Consider the following 19920-nt stretch of genomic DNA (forward strand, 5'->3'; position numbering starts at 1 on the left):
CGGTCTTCTCTTCGTGGGAGGGGTCCAGATCAGGAGCGGATCCCGGTGCGGGCTGGCGGGCGGGGCGAGGTCAGTCCTCGTCGTCCTCGTCCTCGTCGTCATCGTCATCGTCGAGGTGCTCGTGCGTGTCGGCGATGCCGCGCTTCCAGTACCCGGTGATCGACGAGTGGTGCTTGGTCAGACCCAGGTCGTCTCGCACCCAGCGTCGGAGGGGCTTGATGGCGCCGGCCTCTCCCGCGAGCCAGACGAAAACCCGCGCACCATCGGGGATGTCGACGGCGAGAGCGCCGCGGATGAGGTTGTCGGTCGCCGCCCCACCGCCGTGCAGCCAGGTCACCGACACGCCCTCCGGCGTCTCCAGCGGCTGCTCCGATCCCGGCCCTTCGACCTCGATCACGACAGCCCCCGTTCGCGAGCGCGGACTCTCCTCCAGCCAGCGGGCGACCGCCGGAAGCGCGGTCTCGTCGGCGACGAGCACGTAGAAGTCGTAGTCGTCGCTGACGCGATATCCCCCGGGAGGGCCGGCGACGTGCACCCTGTCTCCCGGCCGCGCATCACGCGCCCAGTCCGACGCGAGCCCGCTCGCGTGCACGACGAAGTCGATGTCGATCTCCCGCAGATCGGGTCGGTGCGCGCGGATCGTGTACTCGCGGCTGGTCGGGATCGGACGAGGCCAGATGAGTTCGTCGCCGTCGGGGCGGGGCAGCCGCAACTCGCCTGTGTCGGGCTCGGGAAAGATGAGCTTCACGTGCTCGTCGAAGATCGCGCTCTCGAACCCTTCTGCACCCGAGCCGCCGAAGGTGAGTCTGATCATGGTGTCGGAGAGCCGGGTGGTGCGCACGACCTCGACCTCTCGGATGCGCACGGGGAAGTCGACGTACTCGACCGGAGCAGGGGCGACCGCGGTCATCGCGCCTCCTCCGCGGCCATCGCCTCGCGCAGGGAACGCGGGCGCAGGTCGGTCCAGGTCTTCTCGATGAACTCGAGCGTCGCCGCCCGGTTCGCCGGACCGAACACGATCCGCCAGCCGGAGGGGACCTCGGCGAACTCGGGCCACAGGGAGTACTGCTCCTCGTCATTCACGAGTGCGAGGAAGACGCCGTCCTCGTCGTCGAAGGGGTTGGTGCTCATGATTCGCCTTCCTGGGGTGCGGGGTGCGCCGCGGCGAGTGCCCCGGCGAGGATGTCGAGGGTGGGTCCGCCGACGAGATCGGCGTACTCGATCGCGCCGCCCGCATCGCGCACGGCGGTGAGGAGTCCGATCACGCGGACCGAGTCGAGCCCGTAGTCCCGGAGGTCCTCGTCCCCCTGGACATCGGCGAGATCGTCCGGCACGACGGCGGCGGCGAGCGCACGGGCGCGCTCGAGGGCTTCAGACGGTGACATGGGTTCCTTTCCTGTCGGCGGTGTGCGCTCCGGCCGACCTGTCGTGCGAGTGCTGGTTCTCTGCGGCTTCGGCCACCAGGGCGTCGGCGATCTCCCCCGCGCGCACGGCCGTCGTCGACAGGAGCGTCGACGTCAGACCGTGCTGGTGCTCGCTCTGTCCCACGAGCACCAGTCGCGCCGAGCCCGGCTCGGTGAGCGTGGCCGAGTGATCGCGGCGGAGCACCGGCCGACCGGCGTCGTCGCGGCGGAGGAGGTCGACGTCGTCCTGCAGCAGCTCCGCGGTGTCGAAGGGCCGGTAGCCGGTGCCGAACACGACGGCGTCGACATGGAGGGAGGTCACATCACCGTCGAGGTCCGACTGGACCCGCAGCTCCACAACGGACGGGGCCTCCTCCAGGGCGACGACGCGACTGACGCGGTGCAGCACCAGGCGCTCGCGGTCGAGCCAGGCATCGCGGTACATCCGGTCGAAGAAGGCGCGGATCACCGAGGAGCTGGCGACGCCGTTGTTGGCGTTCCGGTGGAGCACGTCGAGTCTGGCGCGCACCGCATCGGTGGCATCGAAGAGCAGGTCTACCGACGCCGGGTCGAAGATCCTGTTCACCAGGGGCCCCTGGTCGCTCGGCGCGACGCCGAACTGGGAGGAGATCACATGGACCGTGGCCTCGGGGAACCGATCGGACAGGTCGAGGGCGACTTCCATCGCGCTCTGCCCGGTGCCGACGACCGCGAGACGACGCGGAGCGCGCAGCTGCCCCACGCGGTGCACATGGTCGGCCGAATGCCACACGCGCGTGCCGGGGGCGATGCCGGCCGGGAATCGCGGCCGCAGTCCCGCCGCGACGATGACGCTGCGGGCGCGCACCGTGCGCACGCCGTCTGCAGACGCCACCAGCACGTCGAAGGCCTCGACCTCACCCTCGATGCGGACGGGGGTGACCCGTTCGACGCGGGATCCGTAGCGGACCACGTCGACGAACGCCTCGGCCACCCACCGCAGGTAGGCGGCGAACTCGATCCGCAGGGGCTCGGCGCACCCGCGGTTCGTGAAGTCGACGAGACGCTGACGTTGATGGAGGAACGCAACGAACGAGTAGGGGGAGACCGGGTTGCGGAAGGTGACCAGATCCTTGAGGAACGAGATCTGCATGCTCGCGTCCTCGAGCAGCATTCCCGGGTGCCACGTGGGCTCCTCCTGCGCTTCGAAGAACACCGCTTCGAGCGGTCTGCCCTCCTCCGCGTGCTCGCGCAGAGCGATCGCGATGGCCAGATTCGCCGGCCCGAATCCGACGCCGACGACATCGACGGTCTCGGGGACGTCCTTCCCCTCATCCAGAGCTGCCGCGTTCACGAACGGCTCCCCTCGTGTGCGGCGACCCCTCGACGGTCGACCTTGCCGACGCCGGTCGCGGGGAGCTCAGGCACGAGGGCGAAGACGTCGGGCACCTTGTATACCGCCAGTCCCACGGCGGCGAGATGACGACGCAGGTCGACGGGTCGCACCGGCGGGAGAACCCCCTCGGGGCCGGGGCGCAGCACGACGGAGGCGTGCACCCGCTCCCCCATCGCGTCGTCCGGCACCCCGACGACCGCCGCGTCGTGCACGTCCGGATGCGTGAGGAGCGCGTTCTCGATCTCCTCCGGCACGATCTTCTCGCCGCCGCGGTTGATCTGGTCCTTCGATCTGCCGACGACCGTGAGATAGCCGTCTTCCCGCTCGATCACGATGTCGCCGGTGCGGTAGAAGCCGTCGTCGGTGAACGATCGTGCATCGTGCTCCGGCGCGCGGAAGTAGCCGCGGATCGTGTACGGGCCGCGCGTCAGCAGGGCCCCGGGCGAGCCGGGCGGCACCGGACGGTCGGCTTCGTCCACGACGCGCACCTCGTCGTCCTCGCTGATGCGCAGGCCCTGGGTCGAGATCACGGTCTCGAGGTCGTCATCGAGCCGGGTGTAGTTCACGAGCCCCTCCGCCATGCCGAACACCTGCTGCAGACGACATCCGAATGCCGGCTCGATCCGCTCGGCGACGCTGCGGCTGAGCTTGGCCCCGCCCACCTGCACGACCTCCAGACTGCGCAGATCGTGCGACTGCCGCTGCGGGGCGTTGAGCCAGGAGAGGACGAGCGGAGGCACGGCGGGGACGATCGTCACGCCGTGCCGCTCGATGAGAGCCAGCACCGTGTCGGGGTCCGGGTCGGTGGTAAGGACGATGGTGCCGTGCGCCGCGATGATGCCGAGGATGCCCGGAGAGGACATCGTGAAATTGTGCGCCACGGGCATCGCCACGAGCATGCGGCTGTGCGCGTGCAGCCCGCAGATGCGCGCGCTCTCGCGCACCGAGTAGAGGTAGTCGTCGTGGGTGCGGGCGATGAGCTTGGGCGTGCCGGTCGTCCCCCCGGACAGCTGCAGGAAGGCGATGTCCTCCGGCCGAACGGGGACGGTCTGCGCCTGCGTCCTCCCGTCGGACACGGCTTCGACGGCGCTCGCGAAGAGCACTCCGCGGACGCTCGGCACGAGGTCGGCGACCTCGGTGGCGAGTGCGGCGTGGTCGAACCCGCCGATGTACTCCGCCGTGACGATCAGGACGGCCTCGGATGTCCGGCAGAAGTGCAGCAGCTCGGAACGTCGATGCGCCGGCAGCGCGAACAGCGGGACCGCCCCCGCTCGGAACAGGGCGAACACCACGACGACGAACTCGGCGATGTTCGGAAGCTGCACGACGACCCGGTCACCGCGACGGATCCCCTGGTCGGCGATGAGCGCCGTCGCCAACCGGCCGACGCGTCCGTCGAGGTCGCGGTAGGTCCATGACCGGTCGCTGTCCACGATCGCGACGCTGTTCGGTGCCGCCGCGACCGCCTCGCGCAGCAGCGCGTCGAAGGTCGCACCGATCCAATGTCCCGCCCGCCGGTAGCGCTCCGCGAACTCCTCGGGATAGGGCACGACGCCCTCCACTGTCAGCGGTTCCACGCTCAGCGGCTCCACGGCGCTCATGCGGCACCCACCAGCGTGCGGCGACGCACCGGGGTGACGGCGGCGAGCGCACGCAGAGCGGAGCCGAGCTTGGCCGCGGTCTCGGCGTGCTCGGCGACCGGGTCGGAGCCCGACACGATCCCTGCGCCGGCATGCAGACGCGCGGTCGAACCCGAGACGTGGATCCCCCGCAGTGCGAGTGCCCATTCGCCGTCGCCCGAGGAGTCCATCCAGCCCACCAGCCCGGCGTAGAGCCCGCGGTCCTGCGGCTCGAGGATGCGGATGAGGTCGTGCGCGGCCATGGTCGGCATGCCGCACACGGCCGGAGTCGGATGCACGGCCCCCGCGACGTCGAGCACGGTGGTCCCCGGACGCAGGCGTCCTTCGATCGGCGTACCGAGATGCCAGAGGCGCGGCGTCTCGACGATCTCGGGTTCGCGGGGGACGGAGAGGGTCTCGGTGAACGGGCGCAGCCGCGCGGCGAGCTCGGAGACCAGCACCGCGTGTTCGTGGCGATCCTTGGCGGACGACCCCAAGGCCACCCGTGCGACATCGTCGGCGCGGGGGTCGTCGTGGCGAGCGGCCGTCCCGGCGAGCGGGAGGGAACGAAGGCGCGCGCCCTCGACCGCGGCGACCAGTTCCGGGGAGGCTCCGACGAGCACTCCGCCCGCGTCATCCGGCACGTGATACGCGTAAGCGGAGGGGTTCTGCCCCGCGAAGGCCCGGAACAGCGCGGCGGTGTCGATCGGATCGCCGGCCTCCAGGTCCATCGTGCGCGCCAGGACCACCTTGGTGACGATGCCGGCCTGGATCGCACGCAGCGCAGCACCGACCGCGATGCGATAGCCCGGGTCGTCCGGCGGGATGACGGCCGCGGCACGTTGCGCCGGTTCGGACGATGCGCCGACGATCGGTCCTGCCACGCCGTCGGCCGCCTCTTCGTCCTGGGCCGAGACCTCGACCACATGCTCCGGCACGATGATGTGCGCGGGAAGGGACGGGTCGAACGGGATGGCCCCCAGGGCGATCCGGGGGACGCCGTCCTCCGCCTCCGTCCGCCGCAGCATCGAGAGCACGGCATCGGCCAGACCCGGTCCCGCGGACAGCTCCCGCGGGAGCACCGCGCGTCGCCCGGTGCCGTGCCACCGTCGACGCCCATGAAAGATGACGTCATCCGATCCGTACATGTTCTCTCCTCACACTGCCTGCGGGTGGGTCCGGGAAGCCGGGATCTCCGGGTTCCCGCTCAGCACGCCGTCGCCCCGCCGTCGACGGTCAGCGTCTGCATGGTGATGTGCCGGGCGTCGTCCGAGATCAGGAAGGCGACGGCGGCGGCGATGTCCTCTGGTTCGGCGACGCGCCCCAGCGGGATGCCGTTGCGGAAGCGACCGGCGTCGCCGGCGATCGCTGCCGCCACCGCCTGCGCCGCGCGGTCGTCGCCGTCGGAGCGGACCCCGGCGGCGACGAGCATGGCCGTGCGCGTACTGCCGGGAGCGACCACGTTGCATCGCACTCCGTCGGCAGCGAGCTCGAGACCCAGTCCGATCGTGTACTGGGCGACCGCCGCCTTGGAGGCGCCGTAGCCGACCATGTCCGCCCTGGCGGTCGCGGCGGCGTTCGACGAGACCGTCACGATCGACCCGTGCCGCCGCCTCGCCATCCGCGTGCCCACCGCCCTCGACACCGTCGCCACGCCGAGCACGTTCACCGCGAGCATCTCGGCGAGGTCATCGGGATCCGCTTCGAACGCGGAGCCGGTACGTAGGATCCCCGCCGCGTTGACGAGCACATCGATGCTCGCTCCCGTCTTCTCGATCTCGGCGACCACGCCCTCGACCGCAGCACGATCGGTGACATCGACGACGACGTCCGTCCCCGGATCGCGGTCGAGGCCGATGACGGTGCGGCCGTCGCGCCGCAGTCGCTCGACCACCGCGGCGCCGATGCCTCCCGCTGCGCCGGTGACGAGGGCCACCGTGCTCATCGGGACGCTCCTGGCGCGTCGGAGGAGAAGGCGGCGAGCACCGTGTCGGTGTCGAGCACACGAGCGCATCGCTTGGCGGCGTAGTCCAGCGCGAAGAGGTGATCTTCGCGGGAGAAGTCCGCGACGGCATCGGCGACGAGGAACGGCCGGATGTCGTTCATGAACGCATCGGCCGCCGTCAGCAGGCACCCGATGTGCGCGTAGACCCCGACGATGACGAGCTGGTCCCGATGCTGGGCCGCGAGCGTCTCCCGCAGCGGCGTGCGGATGAAGGCGTTGTAGCGCCACTTCGTGAGGATCGTGTCTCCGGGAGCGGGGCGCAGCTCTGCCACGATCGCGGCGCTCTCCTGGTCCTGCAGGCCGGGGCCCCAGAACTCGGACAGCAGGCCGCGGTCGTCGGGAGCCTGCGCGGCCGGCTGCGCGGTGTAGATCACCGGGACGCCTGCCGCGCGCGCCGCATCGAGCAGGCGGGAGATGTGGCCAATGGCCAGCCCGACCGGACCGTCCGCCTCCGCGAAGGCGTCGACGAAGTACTGCTGCATGTCGTGCACGAGGATCGCGCTGCGGTTCGGGTCGACGGTCCAGTCGACGCGTCCCGTCGGATGCTCGTGTGCGCCCGGCACGTCGTAGGTCGCGATGCGGGGAAGCCCCATGTCACTTCCCTCCGTTTCCGGCCACGGCGTCGGCGAGCACCGGGACGAGCCGTTCCAGCAGCCAGGACTCGGTGAGCGGTGTCGGGTAGGCCAGGGGCGAGGCGAAGGCGTCGTCGATCACGGCGTAGTGACCGCCCTCGACCGCGGGGATCTGGCGGAACAGCGCGTCCTGCTCCAGGTCGGATTGCGTCAGCAGGCCTTCGTCGCCGAACGGATAGCCCATCAGCAGGATGTCCGCGTCGAGCAGATCGAGGTTCTCGCGGCTCACCGCGGCCGAGGTGGCGCTGAAGTCGGTGGCGCGCTCCGGAAGTGCGAGTCCGAGCTTCGTGAAGAACGTGACGTCGCTGCCCTCGTACGAGATGTAGGTGATCTGCTCGGGGTGGATGACCGCATAGGTGAAGGTCGTTCCGGCGAACTCGGGATGCGCGGCAGCGGCGGCGTCGAAGTCGGCGGCGATGCTGTCGATGACCTCCTTCGCCTGATCGCTGCGGCCGAGGGCGGTGGCAGCCGACTCTGTGCGCTGCTCCCAGGTCATCGTGCTCAGCCCGTCAGCTCCCGTGTAGGAGACGATCGGGGCGATCTTCGACAGCTGCTCGTAGTCGGCGTCGAGGGTCCAGCCGCTGGTGGCGAGGATCACGCCGGGCTCGGCCACCGCGATCGCCTCGTAGTCCACGCCGTCGGTGGAGTCGTAGGTCGTGAGCTTCTTCTCACCCAGTCCCTTCAGGGCGTCGATCTCCCAGGGATCGAGTTCGGCGTCGCCGTACTGCGGGCTGATCACCGGGACGATGCCGAGAGCCAACGCGATGTCGAGGTCCACCGAGGAGACCACGGCGACGCGTTCGGGCTTGCTCTGGAGCGTCGTCTCCCCGTACGGACTCGTGAGCGTCATGGGATAGCCCTCGCCCCCGCCGGCAGACGATGCCGGAGTGGCTGCGGAGGCGCCGCATCCGGCGAGCAGCGCGGTGCTGACGACGAGTGCGGCGGCTGCCGCGGTCAGGCGGCGGAGCACGGAGCGGGTCATGTGTCTCTTCTTTCTTCGGGGTGAGAGGAGGGCTTCAGAGTGCGAGGGCGACTTCAGAGTGCGAGGGCGACTCGCGTCACATCCCATGGCGTCCGCGCGGCAGCACGAGCGGCGCTCCGGTGTCGGGGTCGGCGATGACGCGGGCCTGCACCCCGAACACCTGCTCGACGAGCTCGGCGGTGATGACCTCGGTGGGCGGGCCGGAGGCGACGATGGTGCCGTCGCGCAGGGCCACGACGGTCGAGGCGTAGCGGGCGGCGTGCGCGAGATCGTGCAGCACCACGACCACGGTCGTCCCCTCGGCCACGAGATCGACCAGCAGATCGAGCACCTCGACCTGGTGGGCGATGTCGAGCGCGCTCGTCGGCTCATCGAGCAGGAGGAGCGGCGTCTCCTGCGCGAGCGCCATCGCGATCCAGGCACGTTGACGCTGCCCGCCCGAGAGCGTGTCCACCGGACGATCAACGAGGTCGGCCACGCCGGTGCGCAGGAGCGCCCTGGCGACGATCAGATCGTCGGAGGCCCGCGCGCTCCCGAACCGGCGATGCGGGTGACGACCACGCCGCACGAGCTCGGCGACCGTGATGCCCTCGGGTGCCACCGGGCTCTGCGGGAGGATCCCCAGCCGACGGGCGACCTCCCGCGTGGGCAGCGCATGGATGTCCGCGCCGTCGAGGAGCACCGATCCGGCCTGCAGGGGCACGAGACGCGAGAGGGCTCCGAGCAGCGTCGACTTGCCGGAGGCGTTGGGCCCGATGAGCGCGGTGATCCCTCCTCGGGCGATGAGTAGATCGAGGTCGCTCACTATCGTCTTCGCGGCATAGCCGGCGTGCACGCCGTGCGCGGCCAGTATCGGCTGCTCCGCGCTGCCCACGTCGGGGGGAACGGACGAAGCCTCATCGAGCACGGTCATCAGGCATCCGCCTTCCGGGTCAGGAGCAGGAAGATGAGCACGGGGGCGCCGATGAGTCCGGTCACGACTCCGGTCGGCACCGGACTCACGAACGGCGCGGACTGCGCGACCATGTCGGAGAGCAGGAGCAGGGCGGCGCCGACCAGCGCGGCGGGGAACGGCCCGCCCTGACGGACCAGCCGGGAGGCGATGGGTCCGGACACCAGCGCGAGGAACGCGATCGGACCGACGACGCTCGTGGCGATCGCGGCCAGCAGAGCTCCGAGAAGCAGCGCGGCGACACGAATGAGTCCGACTCGCGTACCCAGACCTCTGGCGAGCGGATCGCCGAGCCGGATCGCGTCCAGCGAGGGGTCGATGAGGGCGACGGCGCCGATCCCGACGGAGAGGGCTGCGGCCAGGAGCGCGACATCGGACCATTGGGTGCCGGCCAGCGACCCGATCATCCAGCGCATCGCGCGCGTCGACGTCATCGTGTCGGCGAACGTCAGCAGGTAGCTCGTCACGGCGGCGAAGCACGCCCCCACCCCGATACCCACGAGCACCAGCCGGTAGGTGGACGATTCGCGCTTCCAGCTCAGACCGAAGATCACCAGCACGGCGAGGACGGCCCCGACGACAGCCCCGCCCTGGACGGCGATGCCGGTCCCGCCGAGCCCCACCAGCACAGCGACCGCCCCGGCACTCGCCCCGCTGGAGACGCCGATGATGTCGGGCGTGGCCAGCACGTTGCCGATGAGACGCTGGTACACGACACCCGCCATGCCGAACAGCGCGCCGACGAGCACGGCGGTGAGCGCGCGGGGCAGCCGGGACTCCCACACCACGAGTCGACCGACGACCGTTCCCTCGCCGAAGAGCGCATCGAGCACCGCACCGGGCGAGAGCTCCGCACTCCCGCCGACCAGGAGCTCGACCGAGAAGGCGGCGAAGACGATGACGACGAGAGCCGCGAAGACTGCGGAGACCCGAAGCCACGTGCGCCGTCGCACATCCCTCAGAAGCCCGACGACGGCGCCTTCCGCCTCCTTCGGGCGTCGGACGTGCATGCCGACCGTGGATGCCACGGTGCCGGTCCCGCTCATGCCTCGACCAGCTTCCTGGTGCGCGCCAGAACGACGAAGACCGGGGTGCCGACCACGGCGGTCATGATGCCGACGGCGATCTCCCCGTTGCCGGGAGTGATGCGCCCCGCAACGTCGGCTGCCAGCAGCACAGCGGCCCCGCAGACCATGCCGAACGGGACGAGCAGCCGTTGATCGGCGCCGACGATGAGACGCCCGAGGTGTGCTCCGATCAGACCGATGAAGCCGATCGGTCCCGCCGCGGCGACGGCGGCGGCGCAGAGCAGGACGGCCACGAACGCCACCCCCAGCTGCGCTCGACGCACGCGGACGCCGAGGGCAGCTGCCGTCGACTCGCCCAGTGCGAGGGCGTTCAGCGTGGCGCCGCAGAGGAGGGCGAGGACGATCCCGGCGACGGCGAAGTGCCAGAGCTCCGGAATGGTCTCCCCGCGCCCAGCGAGCTGCCCCACCGACCAGAACCGGTAGCGCGAGAATGCCGTGTTGTCCCGGACGATCAGGAGGTTGATCACGGCGGCGAGCATCGCGGCGGTCGCCGCTCCCGCCACCACCAGGCTCATCGCTGTGGACGCTGCGCGGGAGAGCCGCGAGATCGAGAAGACCAGGGCAGCGGCGATCCCCGCGCCTGCGAGGGCGAACCAGAACGTGGCACCCACGCCGGTGAGGCCCATCAGCACGATCCCCGCCACGACCGCGCACGCCGCACCCATCTCGACGCCGAGGATGCCCCCGTCGACCAGTGGGTTGCGGGTGAGCCCCTGCATGAGCACGCCGGCGCCGCCGAGGCAGGCCCCGACGAGGAGGCCGAGGATGGTCCTCGGCAGTCGCTCGGTGATCACGACCGTGGCCTCGAAGTCGCCGTCCGGGGTACCGCGGAAAGCAGCGGCCAGCGCTCGGACCACGACATCGGGGGCGATGTCCCGGGCCCCGATAGCGAGCGAGAGCAGCGCGGCGACCGCGAGGAAGAGGAGGAGTGCGGTGAGACCGATCAGCCTCCGGCGCATGCTCGAGCGGACGGGTCCGAGGACGGCACGAGGGTCCGTGGCGATCTCCTCAGCGACCTTCCGCTCAGAGGCATCCGCCGTCTGGGTCGTACTCACCTCGTGCCCTGCTCCCCTCAATCCCGATCGCGATCTCCCGCGATGGCCGAGGTTAGGCTAACCTAACTATTTCCCACTCAGCGTTCCAGGAGTCCCATGTTCCGTTCACGTCCCCCCATCCCCGAAGAGGCCCGTGTCGATGCCCCGGAGGACATAGGGACCGGAAGCGAGAGAGGTGACGAGGAGGGTCCGGACGACGAGGACTTCGGCCCCTGGGGTCATGGGAGGCACCGCCACGACGATGACCAGTTCATCGTCGCGTTGAGCGGCAGTGCCGTGATCGAGGTGGATGGCGAGCCGTTCACGGTCGACCAGACCGAGGGGATCTGGATCCCGGCCGGCGTGCCGCATTCCGCGCGGTTCCATCCCGGGTTCGCACCGTTCGTGCACCGCACGGGTGCTCCCACCGGCGTCGTCTCGGCACCGTGCGCTGTCGCCGTATCCGTGGAGCTGCGCAACCGGCTGCTGGCGACCGCGATCTCCGGAGCGGACGCCTCTCCCCTGCTGTGCGCCGCACTGCGCAGGAGCAGTCGACGTCGTTCGGTCCGCGGAGTGGGGGATCCTGCTCACGTCGACGCGGTCGCCGTTTCGCCGGTTGGTGCGCCCGCTCCGCGGAGAAGCGATGCCGCTGCGGAGCGGGCACGCATGCGGTCGGAGGTCGCCCGCATCGCGCACGCGGAGCTGCGCGGCCCCCTGACCTCCGCGATCGGTGCCGCACTCCGCGCCGATCCTGCGGATGATCGCACTCTGGATGGATGGGCGCGACGCCTGCACACCAGCACGACGAGCATCCGTCGCGCCTTCGTGACGGAGCTCGGCACGAGTTACACGACGTGGCGCACAGCGGTCCGCCTCGAGGCGGCCGCTGCGCTTCTACGTCGGGGGTACCCGGTGGCGAATGCCGCCAGGGCCGTCGGGCTCACCCACAACGGTCTGCTCGCCGCGTTCCATCGTGGCTACGGCTGCCGGCCGAGCGCGATGAGACGGCATCAGACCCGCGACATGAAGCCGTCTGGCGCGGGCGGGGCACCTCGAAGTCGGTAGTGTGATCATCCGGCACTTCACGAGGGGAACCCACGCATGTCCGTTGGACTTCTGGCCGTCGTCGACGACATCCTGAGCGCCGCGATGAAGGCGTCGGCGAAGGCGGCGGGCGTCGTGATCGACGATGCCGCGGTGACCCCGCAGTACGTGCAGGGACTCACTCCGGCGAGGGAGCTGCCCGTCGTCGGCAAGATCGCCCTGGGCTCGCTTGCGAACAAGTTCCTGATCATCATCCCGGTGGCGTTGCTGCTCACCGCGTTCGCGCCGTGGGTGCTGCCTTATCTGCTGATTCTCGGTGGGGCCTACCTCTGCTTCGAGGGCGCGGAGAAGGTGCTGGAGTGGTTCGGCGTGCAGCACGGCCACGCCGACGAGGGCGCGCGCGACGAGAGGAAGCTCGTGCTGGGCGCCGTGCGCACCGACCTGATCCTCTCCACCGAGATCATGCTCATCTCGCTCGCGAGCCTCGAGAAGGGGCTCGACATCTGGGCGACGCTGGCCATCCTCGCCGTGATCGCCCTCCTCATGACGGGCGTCGTCTACGGTGCGGTCGCGCTGCTCGTGAAGATCGACGACATCGGCCTGAAGATGGCGAAGAATCCGGTGCAGCGCGTGCGCCACACCGGCACCAGGATCGTGCGCTCGATGCCGGCGGTGTTCCGCTTCATCAGCATCCTCGGCACGGTCGCGATGCTCTGGGTCGGCGGCCACCTGGTGCTCGTGAACCTGGGCGAGGTGGGGCTGCACTTCACCACCGACCTGCTGCACGGGATCGAGCACGCCCTGGAGCCGGCCGGCGGATTCGTGGTCTGGCTGGTCGAGACGCTCGTGTCGGCGATCGCGGGCCTCGCACTGGGGCTGCTGATCGTCGTGATCGTGCTCGGCATCGCACGGCTCTTCGGCAAGACCCCCAGCTTCCACGAGGGCGAGACCTCCCCCGCCGACGTGCACGTCTGATTCCGAGTCGGCCGTCTCGCGACTATCCGCCGTGCGGGGGATGCGACGTGCCGCTCTCGAGCCGCACCCTCGTCCTAGTCGAACCCGCACGCCCGCGCCTCACTCCACGCACACACCCGCGCGGCACGCAGTCACGCTGCGATGTCGTAGCGCGCTCGACCCCCGAGTCTCGGTCTGCGTTCCGGATCGACGTTGGGCGGTGGGATGAGCCACACCCGTGCCGCGACCCCGACCCCCTCGATCCTGATCTCCCAGTCGTTGTCGTGGATGCGGTGGTGACAGCTCTCGCAGAGCAGCACCCCGTTGTCGAGGTCGGTCGGCCCGGCATCCCGCTGCCACCAACGCAGGTGATGCGCCCTGGTCAGCTGCGGCGCGAGCCCGCACATCACACAGCCGCCGTCACGCTCCACCAGCGCGAGCCGCTGAGCACGGGTGAACAGCCGCTTCTCACGACCCCAGTCGAGGATCTCGCCTCCACCTCCGAGCACGACGGGGATGATGCCACCGCCCGCCGCCATCCGGCGACAGGCGGCGATGCTGACGGGCTCACCGAGGCCGTCGACCGTCGCGAACCCGGTGCCGCCGGTCAGCTCGTCGAGCCCCACCCGCACGACGACCGTCGCTCCGGACACGGGGAGACCGCCGTTGTCGCATCCGCTCGCGTGTGCGCAGATCTCGACGAACGCATCGGCCTGGAGCATCGCGACCGTGCGTCGATCGGCATCGGGCGCCTCGGGATCGAGCACGTGCGCCCTGGCCTGGAACGTCGCAGTGACGTAGGCCTGGATCGCCGCTTTCACCGGCGCGCCGGAGGCGACATCGGTCTGCAGCGTCAGGTGCAGCGACCCGTCGCGCTCGAACATCGTCAGCGAGCGCCGTGAACGAGCCTCGTCTTCGCGCGGAGCCACACCGTCGGGATCGAGCCAGGCCTCGGCGTGCACGACCAGCTTGCGCACGTCGTCGAGCGACAGCTCCGCGGCGCGTTCGACGAGCAGTCGCTCGGCCTCGATGATCCGCTCCAGACCGACCTTCAGCCGGGCCCGATCGAGCAGGGTCACGATCGACGCTGCTGCTGCGGCGCTCAGCGCGCCCGCGCCGATCGCCTGTTGCACCGCGGGATAACGCGGCGGCAGCGGTTCGCCGAGGAGGTTCGCCCGGGGAGCCGTGGCCTCCCCCACCTTCACCAGGCGCAACGCATCTCCCGTCGATCCGCCGGTCGTCGCCGCGATCATGGTCGCAGGGCTGCGGAACCCCTGCTCCTTCGCCAGGCTCGCCGCTCCCAGCTCGGGGCGCGACTCCCGCGCGATGCTCGCCGCGATCTCGGCGTGGATGCCGTCGAGTCGACGCTGCACCAGCCCCATCGTGCGATGCGCCTCGAGCAGCTGTGCTCTGGTCAGCTCGGCCGCGTTCGACGCATCCGCCCACACGTCTTCGAGGCACTCCACGGCCTCGAGGAGGGGGCTCAGATGCGGGTTCGTCATGCCCTCAGTTTAGAACATATCTTCGATATATTGGAGGGGTGTGGATAAGTCGATGCGCCGCCGTGCCGTAGTCTCATCGCCATGTCCGCCACCTCGCCGTCGCCGAAGTCCCGCAGCACGAAGCGCGACGCCGACCGCTGGTTCCGCGAGCAGGGGCTTCCGACCTTCGTGCCGTTGCGGCGCTGGTTCACCGACCTCCCCCGTCGCGTCGCCCCCCTCATCGCCTGGGTCGCGGTGGCCGCCTACCTCTTCCAGGACGGGATCGAGGTCGTGTTCGACTTCGCCCTCGACGACGACTCGATCGGGTGGGAGCTCCTGATCGTCCCCCTCGCCCTCACGATCTTCCTGCTGGCGGTGGGCCTCGCCTGGGCCGCCTACTTCCTCGTCCGAGCCCTGCTGCGGCGTCTCCCTGCGGGGATCGGCACGGCGGTCGCCCTCGTCCTGATCGCCGTCAGCCTCGCCTTCACGATCGTCTACGACTACAGCACCCACCCGAATTCAACCGTGGGGCCGGTCCTCCGCACGGCGCTCGTGCTCGCCCTCTGCATCCTGGTGACCGGCATGGGCGGCGGTGCCATGATCTCCTGGGCCTCGCGCCTGGCGGTGCGCAATGCGTCGGCGATCGGGCACATGGCGTCGATCGCGCTGCCCGTGATCCTCATGCTGGTGGTTTTCTCGTTCTTCTCTGCCGAGGTCTGGCAGATGGCCTCCGCGCTGTCATGGGGATCGATCGCCCTCGTCGGCCTCGTCGTCGCGGTGCTCGCCGGCATCGTCGTGCTGCGCGTCAGCGCGTCGGAGATCGATGACCACGCGCACGCGCCGACCGCGGAGCAGCGAGCCGCCCTGCTCGTCGGCACCCCGGCGGAGGGGCGTCCCGCACCCGGGCGGCCGGGGCGCCTGCACGCTCCGCAGCGCATCAACATCCTGCTCGCGATGACCGTCGCGCAACTCGTGCAGGCGCTGTTCTTCGCCGGGCTCCTCGCGGCGCTGCTGATCGTGATCGGAGGCATCGCGATCCCCCAGGGCGTCGTCGGCATCTGGCTCGGTCCCGGCAGCGCCGCCCAGCCGCTCGCGGTGCAGCCCCTGGAGTTCTTCGGGGCGAAGCTGCCGCTCACCGTCAACCTGCTCAAGGCCGCCACTCTGCTCGCCGTGATCGCCGCCCTCCCCTTCGTGTTCTCCGCTGTGAGCGAGGCACGCTACCGGGAGCGGTTCTTCGACCCGATCATGGCCGACATGCGGCGAGCGATCCTCGTGCGCGAGGCCGTCAGCACGACACCGGCGCGCCGCTCCTCGTAACTGTTCGGCCGCAGCGCGCCCGCACGACGTCCAGCAGGGATGTCAGCTGCGGAGATTCTCGGCGGGGCGCAGACGCGCGGCGCGGATGGAGGCCAATCCACCTCCTCCGGCACCGACGATCAGGCCGACGGCAATGGCGATGGGAAGCAGCACGATATCGAACACGGGCGCCCATCGTTGGCTCACTGTGACGACGAGGATTGCCGCCATGCCGAGCACGAGACCTGCGGCCCCTCCGACGACACCGACGATTGCGGATTCGAGGGTGATGAGTTCCCCGATCTGTCGGTCTCGGGCTCCGAGCGCTTTGCGCATGCCGATCTCACCCCGGCGTGCGTTGACAGCGAGGAACGTGGCGTTCATGAGTGCGGCGATCGCGACGATCAGCGCGAGCAGCGTGAACGCGGTGAGGGTGGCCTGCACCCCTTGTTCGACCTGTCCTCTCAACTGTGCAGAATCGGTCGGCGCAGCGACGACGATCCGGTCCGGCTCGTACGGGTTCAGTGCCGAAGGCAACTGCTTGGCGACCTGCTGCGCTGCGCCGGAGGAAGTCACGGCCAACATCGTCACATCGACGGCCCCTTTCGCCGTGATGTCGTCGCGGGGTCCGACGACCACTTCACCGCGGAGCAGGGGGAGGCGCGAGGACGTGGTGATGATGCCGGCGACGACATAGGTGATGCCATCAACCGAGATCGTGAGGGCGCCGTCGATGCTGCTGAGTTGCATGTCCTTCGCGAGAAGATCTCCGACGTAGGCCTCACCGGCAGCCAGAGGTCCCTCATGCCACGGTGCCTCATCGACGGTGAGACGCGCAGCGCCGACAATGTCTCCGATGGCGACGTGCGGCCGGATCTGGCGTGCCTCCGCGAACGTCGAGACCGTGCTGACATTGAGATCGATGACGACCGCGGCCGCATCCACTCCGCTGAGTCGCTCGATCGCCTGCGGAACCTCCTCGGGCGGAAGCGAGTGCTTGGCTCCCGTCGACCACGTCGCCGAGACCTCGCGGTTCAGGTGAGCATCGAACGTGGCGGACACTTGGGCCCGTGCCGATGCCGAAAGCCCGAGGGTGGTGATCGTCAATGCCACGGCAATGGCGACGGCGAGCCCCTGTCCGATCGATTGGTACTTTCTCGACATCACCGACGCCCAGGCGTCGCGCAGTATGTCGGCGAGTCGGATGCGCCCGGTGAGCTGCGCCTGCTCGTCGTCGCCCGGCACAGGGAAGGGCCCCTCGTCGACTGCAGAAGCCAGCGGCCTATCCCCGGACTCTTTCGGTGCCGGATCCGCTCCGGTGTCGGGCTGTCGCTCGTCGGACACGATCGCCCCGTCGGCGATGTGGACCACACGACGCGCCCGCGCCGCGACCTCAGCCGAATGAGTGACGACGACGACCGTCGCCCCGTCGCGATTGATGCGTCCAAGCTCGTCCAGAACACGAGCGGCGTTGACCGAGTCGAGGTTTCCGGTCGGCTCGTCGGCGAGGATCAGTTTCGCGCCCCCGGCGATCGCCCGGGCGATCGCGATACGTTGACGCTGCCCGCCCGACAGCGTCGAGGTGCTCTGGAACGCGCGTTCCGCGAGCCCGACAGAGTCGATGGCGCGGATGACCCTCTCACGCCGCTCGACACGCGGCACGCCCCGGTAGAGCAGGTTCAGCTCGACGCTGTCGACGGCTGGTCTGGCCTCGAGAAGATGGAAGGCCTGGAACACGAATCCGATCGTCCGTGCCCGCACGCTCGCCGCACGGCGGCCGTCGCCGGCACGAGCCTCCTCTCCGTCCAGAACATAGCTACCCGCCGTCGGGTCGTCGAGGAGCCCCAGAATGTTCATCAGTGTCGTCTTGCCACCGCCCGATGGCCCAACGATCGCAACGAACTCCCCCTGGTCGATCTCCAGGTCGATACCGCGCAGTGCATCGACATCGGGCCGACCTGCCGACGAGTACGTCCGACGCACTCCCCGTAACTGAATCAGCGTCACGTCAACCGACTCGAACCAGGTCGCCGGCCTTCAGGGCACCTTCGTCGAGCGGCTCGACGGCGACCTCGCCCTGCAGTGTGCCCAGAACCGCGACCGGCACCTCGATGAGCGTTCCGTCCGCCTGCTGCTTTGTCAGAACAGTCGAGCTTGTCCCTGTTCTCCGCGACGAGCTTCTCCTGCTCCTCCCAATTCCGCTCATACCAGAGCGAGGCCCACCCACTCGACTCCTGGCACTCCGCATCAGCAACAGCCGCAGCAAGCTCCTCCGCCGAAGGCGCGGACGACGACCCGGTCACCGCACCCCACACCTCTGCCACCTCATAAGGAGCTCCTTCCCAAGGTTGCTCCTGAGTCACCGCGTAATCCACCCGTGGGGTCAGACACTCCCGCCAGGCCTTCACCGCCTTGACCACATCCGGATCCTGCTCCACGATGTCCCAAGCCTGGGCGGATAGCTCAGCGTTGTAGTTCAGCCCGTCGGCGGTGGATGCGAAGTCCTTGTCTTTCGCGCGGATCTTGTCAGTGCAGGCCACGAGCGCGTCATCCAGTTCCTGATTCGGAAAGTACGAATCCACTGTCTCTGTGTATGTAAACCACAGCTCAGCGCTCTCCGGATCATCCAGCCGCGCGAAATGGTAACCCCACTTCTTTGCCAGTTCCAGATTGAACAGCCGCAGACCTACCCGGTTGAAGTCTTCCGCACGGGGGAAGTCGGTATCCTGCCACGGCACCGGCCACTCATACCCCTGCGCACCCAGACAATCCGAGATCAACAACTGCTCCGCATAGTTGTCCAGGTCCGGGGAATACACGACGAACTCATCAAGAGGCATCTTCCAAGCCGCTTGATTCCTCACCCCCGCATCCGTCTCACTGTCGGACGCGGTACACCCCACCAGACCCCCGGCAACCGTGACCGCAAGGACGGTCGCCATGACCAGGCGGCCACCTACGCGCGGAGACGTCACCGGCATAGAGCCGAACCAACGCTACTGAGGGTGCCGCTGAAGTATCCCGACTCGATCTCGTCGTTGTAGCTACCCACATTGCCGAAGCCCTGCCCCCGGAGGATAAGGAGGCCCTTCCCTCCTGTATGGTTCTGTCCTTTGTAGAGGTAGGAGTTCTGGGAGCGCCCGTTGTTGAAGTACCCGGATGGGCAATCACTCGGCGCGGCTGCGGCAGGGCCCGCCAAGGCGAGAACTCCCACCCCGGACAGGACGAGTGCGATCAGCGCGCTGGCCGCTCTTGTGCGCCAGGTTGCGCGACGCGCGTGTTCCAAAGACATGAGATCCTCCGATGCACCCGCCAACTAAAACAATACGTTCTACACGGTAGACATGATCTTTGCGCGCGTCTGTAGGCCGTTCGGGGGGACAAGAGCGACACCCGCACTCTGCCTCTCGTAACTGTTCGGTCGCAGCGCGCCCGAACAGCGCTCCTCCTGCTAGCGTCGGCGATGCGCACCCGAAGCGCAGAAGAAGAGAGACCGCCCGCCGATGACAGCCGTGCGAATCAGGGATGCCGAGACTGCCGATCTCGAGACAATCACCGAGATCCACAACCATGCCGTGCTGCACACCACCGCGATCTGGAACGAGCAGGCGGTGGACCTCGCCGACCGCGTCGCCTGGCTCGCCGATCGCACCGCTCGCGGTTGCCCGGTCATCGTCGCGTTCGACGATTCCGGCGTGCTGGGCTACGCGTCGTACGCGCAGTGGCGACCGCACAGCGGCTATCGGCTCACGGTGGAGCACTCGGTCTACGTCCTCGGCGGCCAGCACGGACGCGGCATCGGCACGGCGCTGATGGCCGCGCTCGTCGATCGCGCGCGGGACGCCGGGATGCACGTGATGATCGCGGGGGTCGAGAGCGGCAACGCGGCCTCCATCGCCCTGCACGAGCGACTGGGCTTCGTCGAGGTCGGGCGCATGCCGCAGGTCGGCGCGAAGTTCGGACGCTGGCTCGATCTGAGCATGCTGCAACTCATGCTCGACGATCGCGCCGAACCCGGCACCGAACCCCGCACCGAACCCCGCACCGGATCCTGA

General features: G+C 69.3%; 19 protein-coding genes. 4 read left to right on the forward strand and 15 right to left on the reverse strand.

Annotation, left to right across the window (positions count from 1 at the left end; all coding sequences use genetic code 11):
- Positions 1 to 70 precede the first annotated feature (70 nt).
- From ABRP18_RS17395 to ABRP18_RS17450, 12 genes are all read right to left on the reverse strand, one after another.
- On the reverse strand, positions 71 to 910 hold the full coding sequence (locus tag ABRP18_RS17395) for a siderophore-interacting protein (protein ID WP_141385686.1): 840 nt from the start codon (positions 908 to 910) through the stop codon (positions 71 to 73).
- Complete coding sequence (locus ABRP18_RS17400) at positions 907 to 1131, reverse strand: MbtH family protein (RefSeq protein ID WP_058631979.1); 225 nt, start codon at positions 1129 to 1131, stop codon at positions 907 to 909. Before ABRP18_RS17400 ends, ABRP18_RS17395 begins: the two co-directional genes overlap by 4 nt.
- Positions 1128 to 1385, reverse strand: a complete 258-nt coding sequence (locus ABRP18_RS17405) for a phosphopantetheine-binding protein (protein WP_113681471.1) — start codon at positions 1383 to 1385, stop codon at positions 1128 to 1130. Before ABRP18_RS17405 ends, ABRP18_RS17400 begins: the two co-directional genes overlap by 4 nt.
- Positions 1372 to 2736 carry a lysine N(6)-hydroxylase/L-ornithine N(5)-oxygenase family protein gene (locus tag ABRP18_RS17410; protein ID WP_058631977.1) on the reverse strand — a complete coding sequence of 455 codons (1365 nt, stop codon included), beginning with the start codon at positions 2734 to 2736 and terminating at the stop codon, positions 1372 to 1374. Before ABRP18_RS17410 ends, ABRP18_RS17405 begins: the two co-directional genes overlap by 14 nt.
- Entirely contained in the window at positions 2733 to 4379 is a 1647-nt protein-coding gene (locus tag ABRP18_RS17415) for a (2,3-dihydroxybenzoyl)adenylate synthase (protein WP_179515700.1), read from the reverse strand. The genes ABRP18_RS17410 and ABRP18_RS17415 overlap by 4 nt, the downstream gene beginning before the upstream one ends.
- Complete coding sequence (locus tag ABRP18_RS17420; protein WP_193761106.1) at positions 4376 to 5545, reverse strand: isochorismate synthase MenF; 1170 nt, start codon at positions 5543 to 5545, stop codon at positions 4376 to 4378. The genes ABRP18_RS17415 and ABRP18_RS17420 overlap by 4 nt, the downstream gene beginning before the upstream one ends.
- 59 nt (positions 5546 to 5604) lie before the next feature.
- A complete protein-coding gene (locus ABRP18_RS17425) occupies positions 5605 to 6342 on the reverse strand; it encodes an SDR family oxidoreductase (protein WP_349885120.1) in 738 nt (245 codons plus the stop codon).
- A complete protein-coding gene (locus ABRP18_RS17430) occupies positions 6339 to 6995 on the reverse strand; it encodes an isochorismatase family protein (protein ID WP_141385682.1) in 657 nt (218 codons plus the stop codon). The genes ABRP18_RS17425 and ABRP18_RS17430 overlap by 4 nt, the downstream gene beginning before the upstream one ends.
- 1 nt (position 6996) lies before the next feature.
- A complete protein-coding gene (locus ABRP18_RS17435) occupies positions 6997 to 8016 on the reverse strand; it encodes an ABC transporter substrate-binding protein (RefSeq protein ID WP_349885121.1) in 1020 nt (339 codons plus the stop codon).
- A gap of 76 nt (positions 8017 to 8092) precedes the next feature.
- Entirely contained in the window at positions 8093 to 8929 is an 837-nt protein-coding gene (locus ABRP18_RS17440; RefSeq protein ID WP_058631971.1) for an ABC transporter ATP-binding protein, read from the reverse strand.
- Positions 8929 to 10014: an iron ABC transporter permease gene (locus tag ABRP18_RS17445; RefSeq protein WP_349885122.1), complete on the reverse strand. Its 1086-nt coding sequence runs from the start codon at positions 10012 to 10014 to the stop codon at positions 8929 to 8931. Before ABRP18_RS17445 ends, ABRP18_RS17440 begins: the two co-directional genes overlap by 1 nt.
- A complete protein-coding gene (locus tag ABRP18_RS17450; protein WP_349885123.1) occupies positions 10011 to 11111 on the reverse strand; it encodes an iron ABC transporter permease in 1101 nt (366 codons plus the stop codon). The genes ABRP18_RS17445 and ABRP18_RS17450 overlap by 4 nt, the downstream gene beginning before the upstream one ends.
- 96 nt (positions 11112 to 11207) lie before the next feature.
- On the opposite strand from ABRP18_RS17450, the gene ABRP18_RS17455 reads away from it, so the two are divergent.
- Both ABRP18_RS17455 and ABRP18_RS17460 read left to right on the forward strand, forming a co-directional pair.
- Positions 11208 to 12155, forward strand: coding sequence for an AraC family transcriptional regulator (locus ABRP18_RS17455; RefSeq protein WP_349885124.1), 948 nt, complete (start codon positions 11208 to 11210; stop codon positions 12153 to 12155).
- Positions 12156 to 12191: 36 nt separating this feature from the next.
- Positions 12192 to 13109, forward strand: coding sequence for a DUF808 domain-containing protein (locus tag ABRP18_RS17460; RefSeq protein ID WP_113681313.1), 918 nt, complete (start codon positions 12192 to 12194; stop codon positions 13107 to 13109).
- A 131-nt stretch (positions 13110 to 13240) separates the two neighbouring features.
- Here the strand turns inward: ABRP18_RS17460 and ABRP18_RS17465 are convergent, their stop codons facing one another.
- The gene (locus tag ABRP18_RS17465; RefSeq protein WP_349885125.1) at positions 13241 to 14590 is read right to left on the reverse strand and encodes a DUF222 domain-containing protein; all 1350 of its coding nucleotides are present in this window, start codon (positions 14588 to 14590) and stop codon (positions 13241 to 13243) included.
- 81 nt (positions 14591 to 14671) lie between these two features.
- Here ABRP18_RS17465 and ABRP18_RS17470 point away from each other — a divergent pair, with 81 nt between their 5' ends.
- Complete coding sequence (locus tag ABRP18_RS17470; protein ID WP_046748576.1) at positions 14672 to 15886, forward strand: hypothetical protein; 1215 nt, start codon at positions 14672 to 14674, stop codon at positions 15884 to 15886.
- Positions 15887 to 15928: 42 nt separating this feature from the next.
- On the opposite strand, the gene ABRP18_RS17475 is transcribed toward ABRP18_RS17470, so the two are convergent.
- Both ABRP18_RS17475 and ABRP18_RS17480 read right to left on the reverse strand, forming a co-directional pair.
- Complete coding sequence (locus ABRP18_RS17475) at positions 15929 to 17872, reverse strand: ATP-binding cassette domain-containing protein (RefSeq protein ID WP_349885126.1); 1944 nt, start codon at positions 17870 to 17872, stop codon at positions 15929 to 15931.
- Positions 17869 to 18807, reverse strand: coding sequence for a hypothetical protein (locus tag ABRP18_RS17480; RefSeq protein WP_349885127.1), 939 nt, complete (start codon positions 18805 to 18807; stop codon positions 17869 to 17871). Before ABRP18_RS17480 ends, ABRP18_RS17475 begins: the two co-directional genes overlap by 4 nt.
- 561 nt (positions 18808 to 19368) lie before the next feature.
- On the opposite strand from ABRP18_RS17480, the gene ABRP18_RS17485 reads away from it, so the two are divergent.
- Positions 19369 to 19920: an N-acetyltransferase family protein gene (locus ABRP18_RS17485; RefSeq protein WP_349885128.1), complete on the forward strand. Its 552-nt coding sequence runs from the start codon at positions 19369 to 19371 to the stop codon at positions 19918 to 19920.

The sequence above is a fragment of the Microbacterium sp. WHRI 7836 genome (assembly GCF_040223885.2).
GTDB classification, from domain to species: domain Bacteria; phylum Actinomycetota; class Actinomycetes; order Actinomycetales; family Microbacteriaceae; genus Microbacterium; species Microbacterium oxydans.